This window comes from Methanocrinis sp. (genome assembly GCF_049974945.1).
Lineage (GTDB): Archaea > Halobacteriota > Methanosarcinia > Methanotrichales > Methanotrichaceae > Methanocrinis.
In genome coordinates this window covers 1-6,278 of the sequence record NZ_JBNGCU010000091.1, presented here as the reverse complement: position 1 = coordinate 6,278, position 6,278 = coordinate 1, and the positions used below count along the sequence as shown (strand labels likewise).

The window sequence follows — 6,278 nt, the reverse complement described above, 5'->3', positions numbered from 1 at the left end:
AAAATCGATAGCAGGAAAATTAGTGAGCGTTCAAACCGTTAATGCGAAATGCCGGTTATAATATATAATTTTTATTTTTTATATGTTGGCCCGCGCAGGAAACTAGGCTCGCGGCTATTTTACCTAATCGTCTCAAAAAATTACTAAAAATATATAGAGAAATCTTCGCCCCGGAGGGCGGCGCCGCTTGGCAGCGCCCGCCCTCCCGATGGGCTCAGCATCCCTCCTTTAAGAGATGATCTTCACTCTTTCTTGAGCCAGGGCATCATGGCCCGAAGCTCTCTGCCCACGATCTCGATGGGGTGCTCGGACTCCTCGCGCTCCAGAGCCCTCTTCACCGGAAGCCCCGCCTGCCCCTCCAGGATCCACTCCCGGGCGAACTTGCCGGTCTGGATATCGTCCAGGATCTCGCTCATCGCCTCTCTCGACTGCTCGTTGATGATCCGGTCGCCCCGGGTGAGGCCGCCGTACTCGGCGGTGTTGGAGACGTTCTCCCACATCCTCAAGAGGCCGCCCTCGTAGATCAGGTCGACGATCAGCTTCAGCTCGTGGCAGGTCTCGAAGTAGGCGATCTCCGGCTGATATCCGGCCATGATCAACGTCTCGAAGGAGGCCTTGATCAGCTCGGTGACCCCGCCACAGAGGTCCACCTGCTCGCCGAAGAGGTCGGTCTCCGTCTCCTCCTGGAAGGTCGTCTCCAGGACCCCGGCCCTCGTTCCGCCGATACCCCGGGCGTAGGCCATCGCCTTCTCGAAGGCCTGGCCCGAAAAGTCCTGCTGGATGGCGACCAGACAGGGCGTTCCTATCCCCTCCACGTAGGTCCTCCGGACCAGGTCGCCGGGCCCCTTAGGCGCCACCATGTAGACGTCGACGTTCTCCGGAGGTATGATCTGCGAGAAGTGAATGTTGAAGCCGTGAGAGAATCCGAGGGCGTTCCCCTCCTCCAGGTAGGGCTCGATGTCTTTTTTGTAGACTAGGGGGTGAATCTCGTCGGGCAGGAGGATCTGGATCATGTCCGCCTCCTTCGCCGCCTCCGCCGCAGAGGTCACCCTCACCCCGTCGGCCTCGGCCCTCTTCCAGGCCCTCGATCCGGGGACGTCGGCTGCGACCACGTCGAGCCCCGAGTCCTGCAGGTTCTGGGCCTGGGCGTGTCCCTGGCTCCCGTACCCGATGATGGCGATAGTCTTGTCCTTCAGAACGCCGAGGTCGGCGTCCTCGTCATGGTATATCTGTGCCATTTCTTATCTCCTCCCTGTGAACGAAAATCCTTCAGTGAAATCATCACGTATTTTATATAAACTTGATCTGTATTGAACCGATCTGGATCGATTCGAATAGAGGGGAGTCGACTCGACCCGGTCTGAAGATTTCGAGCGGGTCATACGGTCGCTCCGATCAAGATCAGGAGCCCACCGCCCTTGAGCCCCTGACCATAGAGACCTTCCCGGTCCGGGCCATCTCCTTGATCCCGAACTGGCGGAGGAGGCGGACCATCGCCTCCACCTTGTCCTCGCTTCCGGTCACCTCGACGATCATCGACCTCGGCGAGACGTCTATGATCTTCGCCCGGAAGACGCTCACGATCTGCATGATCTCGCTTCGGTCCTCCTTTCTCGCCGCGACCTTGATTATGGCGAGCTCCCGCTCTACCGACTCGGCGGGGTCGAGCTCGCTTACCCGGATGACGTTGATCAGCTTGTTCAGTTGCTTTGTCACCTGCTCGAGGACCACCTCGTCTCCGTCGACGGTGATCGTCATCCGGGCGCGGTCGGGCTTGTCGGTCGTCCCGACGGTGAGGCTGTCGATGTTGAATCCGCGCCGGCTGAAGAGGGCCGCTATCCTGACCAGGACCCCGGGCTTGTTCTCGACGATGAGGGCTATGGTGTGCTTCATTCTCACCCCTCCAGCTCCAGGATCTCGCTTGCAGCGGAGCCCGCATACGACTTTTGGACTCGGTCGGACTCCTCGGCCTTCTCCAGCTCCAGGATCTCGCTCAGAGACGCGCCCGCGGGAACCATCGGAGAGACCTTCTCGTCTGGAGATATGATTAGATCGACGATGGTAACCACCTCCGAATCAATCGCCTCTTTAAGGACAGGCTCGACCTCTGAGGGCTTCGTCGCCCGCAGGCCAAGAGCCCCGTAGGCCTCGGCCACCTTCACGAAGTCGGGGACCCTGTGGAGGGTGGTGCTGGAGAACCTCTTCTCGTAGAAGAGGTCCTGCCACTGCCGGACCATACCCAAAACGCCGTTGTTCAGGATGATCACCTTGACAGGGACCTCGTTGATCACCGCCGTGGCCAGCTCCTGGATGTTCATCTGGAAGCTTCCGTCCCCGGCTACGTCGAAGACCTCTTTATCGGGGCAGCCGAGCTTCGCCCCGATGGCCGCCGGAAAACCGTACCCCATCGTCCCCAGCCCTCCTGAAGATATGAAGTGTTTCGGGTCCTTGTGGGTGAAGAACTGGGCGGCCCACATCTGGTTCTGGCCGACCTCCGTCACTATGACCGCCTGGGGGCATAGTTTGCAGATCGTCTCCAGGACGGCCTGGGGCTTTATCGAGTCGCCATCCCTCGCATAGCCGAGGGGATGGTCCCCCTTCCAGCCTGCGACCTTGTCGTTCCAGGAGCTCCAAGGCTTCTGCTCTACAGCCTTTGCCAGCTCGGAGAGGGCTGATTTCGCGTCCCCGACGACCGGAATGTCGACCCGGACGTTCTTTCCGATCTCGGCGGGATCGACGTCGACGTGGACGATCCTCGCCTGGGGCGCGAAGCTCGCCGTCTTTCCCGTCACCCGGTCGTCGAACCTCGCCCCCACCGCCAAGATCAGGTCCGCCTCCTGGATGGCGTAGTTTGCGTACTTCGTCCCGTGCATACCGAGCATCCCCAGGGAGAGGGGATGGTCCTCGGGGAAGCAGCCGATCCCCATCAGGGTCGTCGTCACCGGGGCCTTGATCTTCTCTGCAAGCGTGACGAGCTCCCGGTGGCCGTCGGAGTACTTGACCCCTCCACCGACGTAGATGACGGGCCTCTCCGCCTCCATCAGGGCCTGGGCCGCCCTCTTGATCTGGAGTCCGTGGACCTTCAGGTTGGGGCTGTAGCCCGGAAGGTCGATCTCCGGATACTCGAAATCCAGCTCGTCGCCGGTCACGTCTCTTGGAAGGTCGATCAGAACGGGGCCGGGCCTTCCCGTCCTCGCGATATAGAAGGCCTCTCTGAAGACGCGGGGGATATCCTTCGCGTCCTTGACGAGGTAGCTGTGCTTGGTCACAGGCATCGTTATCCCCGTGATGTCGGCTTCCTGGAAGGCGTCCTTTCCGATAAGGCTCGTGGGCACCTGACCTGTCATCGCCACCAGAGGTACGGAGTCCATGTAGGCGGTGGCGATTCCGGTTACCAGGTTTGTGGCGCCGGGCCCAGAGGTCGCCAGGCATACGCCTACGCGGCCCGTGGCCCTCGCGTATCCGTCTGCAGCATGCGCTGCTGCCTGTTCGTGCCTTACAAGAATGTGCCTGATATCCGAATCGTAAATGGCGTCATAGAGAGGCAACAGCACCCCGCCCGGAAGGCCGAAGATGATCTCGACCCCTTCGAGCCTCAGGCATTCCAGGATGGCTTGCGCCCCGCTCATCTTACCCATCTATCCGTCCTCCTCAAGTTGCATCAGCCTGTTGATCCCTTCCAGAACCGCCTCTACAGAGGCCATGATGATGTCCGCTCCCGCGCCCCGGGCGGTGATGCTCCGATCGCCCATCGCCATCGTCACCCAGACTTCGACGAGGGCGTTCGTCCCGCCGGTGACGGCGTCGACGTGGTACTCCTCGAGCCTTATATCCGCCACCCCGGAGATCGCCCGCCGGATGGCGTTGATCGCCGCGTCCACGGGACCGACCCCCGTTCCCGCCTCCAGCATCTCCGCCCCGTTGACGGTTATCCTGACGCTGGCAGTTGGAGTCGCATGGTTGCCGCTGACGATGGTGAACTCGTCGAGCTTCACCTTCGGCTCCTTCTGGATGGAGAGGACGATCTCCGCGATCGTCTGAAGGTCGGCGTCGGTGACTCTCTTTCCTTTGTCCCCCAGCTCCTTGACCCGGAAGAGGATATCGGCGAGCTCGACCTTCGTGCACTCGATCCCCAGCTCTCTCAAGGCCAGCTCCACGGAGCTTCTCCCCGCGTGCTTTCCGAGGACGATCCTTCTCTTCCTCCCCACCGTCTCGGGATGAATCGGCTCGTAGGTCGAGGTGTCGGCGAGAAGGCCGTGGACGTGGATCCCGGCCTCGTGGGTGAAGGCGTTCTCCCCCACGATCGCCTTGTTGGGGGCGACAGGTATGCTCGTAAGCCTGCTGACGAGCCTCGAGAGGGTGTAGAGCTCTGAACAGCGTATCCCCGTCTTTATCCCGTAGAGAGATTCTAGGGTCATCACCACCTCTTCGAGGCCGGTGTTTCCTCCCCGCTCGCCGATCCCGTTTACCGTGACGTGGGCCTGAGAGGCCCCGCCCCGAAGGGCTGCAACGGTGTTGGCGGTGGCCATGCCGAAGTCGTCGTGGCAGTGGACGCTCACCGGGGCCGGGAGGCGGGAGAGGCGAGCGAAGATCTCGAAGGCCTTCTCGGGCACCAGAACTCCGACCGTGTCGCAGTAGCAAAGCCGATCGGCTCCGGCGTCGATCCCCGCCCGATAGAGGCCGGTGAGATAGCCCTCATCGGCGCGGCTCGCGTCCTCGCCGGAGAGCTCCACAATCAGGCCGTGATCTTTCGCGTACTCGGTCACCGTCACCGCCGACCTCAAAACCCTCTCCCGGTCGGACCGGAGCTTGCTTTTTATGTGAAGGTCCGAGACCGGCACCACCAGGTGGATAGAGTCGACATCACAGTCGAGGGCCAGGTCCACGTCGTCGGTTCTCGCGCGAACGTAGCTGGCGATCTCGGCCCCCAGCCCCTCGTCGGCCACGGCTTTCATGGCAGCTCTCTCGCCTTCGGAGGTCACGGCCGAGCCCGCCTCTACTACATCTACGCCGAGGGCGTCCAGCTGCCGGGCGATCTCTAGCTTCTCCTCCAGAGTCAGAGAGACGCCTGGCGTCTGTTCTCCGTCGCGAAGCGTTGTGTCCAATAAGTGGACTTTACCAAATAAAGCGATCCCACGCATTCATCTTCTATCACCAAATAGAGACCATGCCGATTATGGTCGATCTCCAATGATGGGGTTTTTAATGGTTGATAAAGTTGACGACGGAACCGCCGACCGCCGCCGGGCACCGGCGCAGTCAGACCCCTCGAATAAAGGAAAGATTTATCACTCTCGGCGGGGCATTACTCGCCTTCAGCCTAAAGGCTGCCTGAAAGATCGAGCTTCAAAGATGGGGTCTGGTGCAAAAATGGGGTCAAGCGCAAAGACTGGATCAGATGCTGAGCTGAGCGCTGTGGGAACGTCGGGGGAGCTGGAGGTCGCAGAGCTCCTTCTCACGGCAGAGATATACAACCGATCCGAGAACCTGACCGAGGACGACCTGCCGCCCAAGATCAGGAAACACTACTTCGATCCTGTGGCGAGGAAAGTGAAGAGGCCGGTCTACGTCACCGAAGGGGACGTCAGGGAGATCTACGGCCTTGCAAGCGTCCGGGAGGCGTCAAGGAGCCTCCCCTTCGTCGATCGCGAGGGGCTCCGAGATCAGCTGAGGCTCACCGTCTTCGATCTGGGTGCCAAATGGTTTGTAAAACGCGAGACCCTGGAGAGGATCAGATCCAACCCCACCCTGGCCTACTTCTACGAGAACTACGACTCCCTCGACGTCAGCTACGCCGAGGCGAAGAAGAGAAACCAGCCCCTTCTCACCGACCGGGAATGGATCCAGTCGAAGATCCGGGAGATGGCCACGAAAGTGGAGGAGGCCGACGACATACTCAAGCTCGTCCGGATCAAGGCTCCCGAGGACGTCCGCGATAGGATAGAGGATCTGGTCCTGACGGAGGAGCAGGTGACGGAGATCGAGAAGGCCGCAAAAGCCCTGGAGCACCGGGACTACCTGAGAGAGGTGGGGCTCTATGATATCGGAAAGCTCCTCTTCGTCGGGCCGCCGGGAACCGGCAAAACCTCCACCGCCATGGCCCTCTCGGGAAAGTTCGGTCTTCCCCTCGTCGAGGTGAGGCTCTCGATGGTTACGAGCCAGTATCTGGGCGAAACCAGCAAGAACATCGATAAGGTCTTCGATCTCGCCAAGACCCTCAGCCCCTGCATCCTCTTCATAGACGAGTTCGACTTCGTGGCCAAGACCAGGACCTCCGA

General features: G+C 60.7%; 5 protein-coding genes. 1 reads left to right on the top strand and 4 read right to left on the bottom strand.

Annotated elements, in window-relative coordinates:
- Positions 1-242: 242 nt before the first annotated feature.
- The 4 genes from ilvC to ACP5EL_RS08495 form a co-directional block, all read right to left on the bottom strand.
- Positions 243-1,238, bottom strand: coding sequence for a ketol-acid reductoisomerase (gene ilvC, locus ACP5EL_RS08510; RefSeq protein ID WP_428402083.1), 996 nt, complete (start codon positions 1,236-1,238; stop codon positions 243-245).
- A gap of 163 nt (positions 1,239-1,401) precedes the next feature.
- The gene (gene ilvN / locus ACP5EL_RS08505) at positions 1,402-1,893 is read right to left on the bottom strand and encodes an acetolactate synthase small subunit (protein WP_428402082.1); all 492 of its coding nucleotides are present in this window, start codon (positions 1,891-1,893) and stop codon (positions 1,402-1,404) included.
- A gap of 2 nt (positions 1,894-1,895) precedes the next feature.
- The gene (locus ACP5EL_RS08500) at positions 1,896-3,638 is read right to left on the bottom strand and encodes an acetolactate synthase large subunit (protein WP_428402081.1); all 1,743 of its coding nucleotides are present in this window, start codon (positions 3,636-3,638) and stop codon (positions 1,896-1,898) included.
- Positions 3,639-5,141, bottom strand: a complete 1,503-nt coding sequence (locus tag ACP5EL_RS08495) for a (R)-citramalate synthase (RefSeq protein ID WP_428402080.1) — start codon at positions 5,139-5,141, stop codon at positions 3,639-3,641.
- A gap of 229 nt (positions 5,142-5,370) precedes the next feature.
- On the opposite strand from ACP5EL_RS08495, the gene ACP5EL_RS08490 reads away from it, so the two are divergent.
- The coding region (locus tag ACP5EL_RS08490; protein ID WP_428402079.1) for an ATP-binding protein at positions 5,371-6,278 on the top strand (908 nt) is incomplete at its 3' end.

Coding starts and splice junctions, on each gene's coding strand:
- ACP5EL_RS08495 (WP_428402080.1), bottom strand. CDS start 5,141: ATGCGTGGGATCGCTTTATTTGGTAAAGTCCACTTATTGGACACAACG.
- ilvN (WP_428402082.1), bottom strand. CDS start 1,893: ATGAAGCACACCATAGCCCTCATCGTCGAGAACAAGCCCGGGGTCCTG.
- ilvC (WP_428402083.1), bottom strand. CDS start 1,238: ATGGCACAGATATACCATGACGAGGACGCCGACCTCGGCGTTCTGAAG.
- ACP5EL_RS08500 (WP_428402081.1), bottom strand. CDS start 3,638: ATGGGTAAGATGAGCGGGGCGCAAGCCATCCTGGAATGCCTGAGGCTC.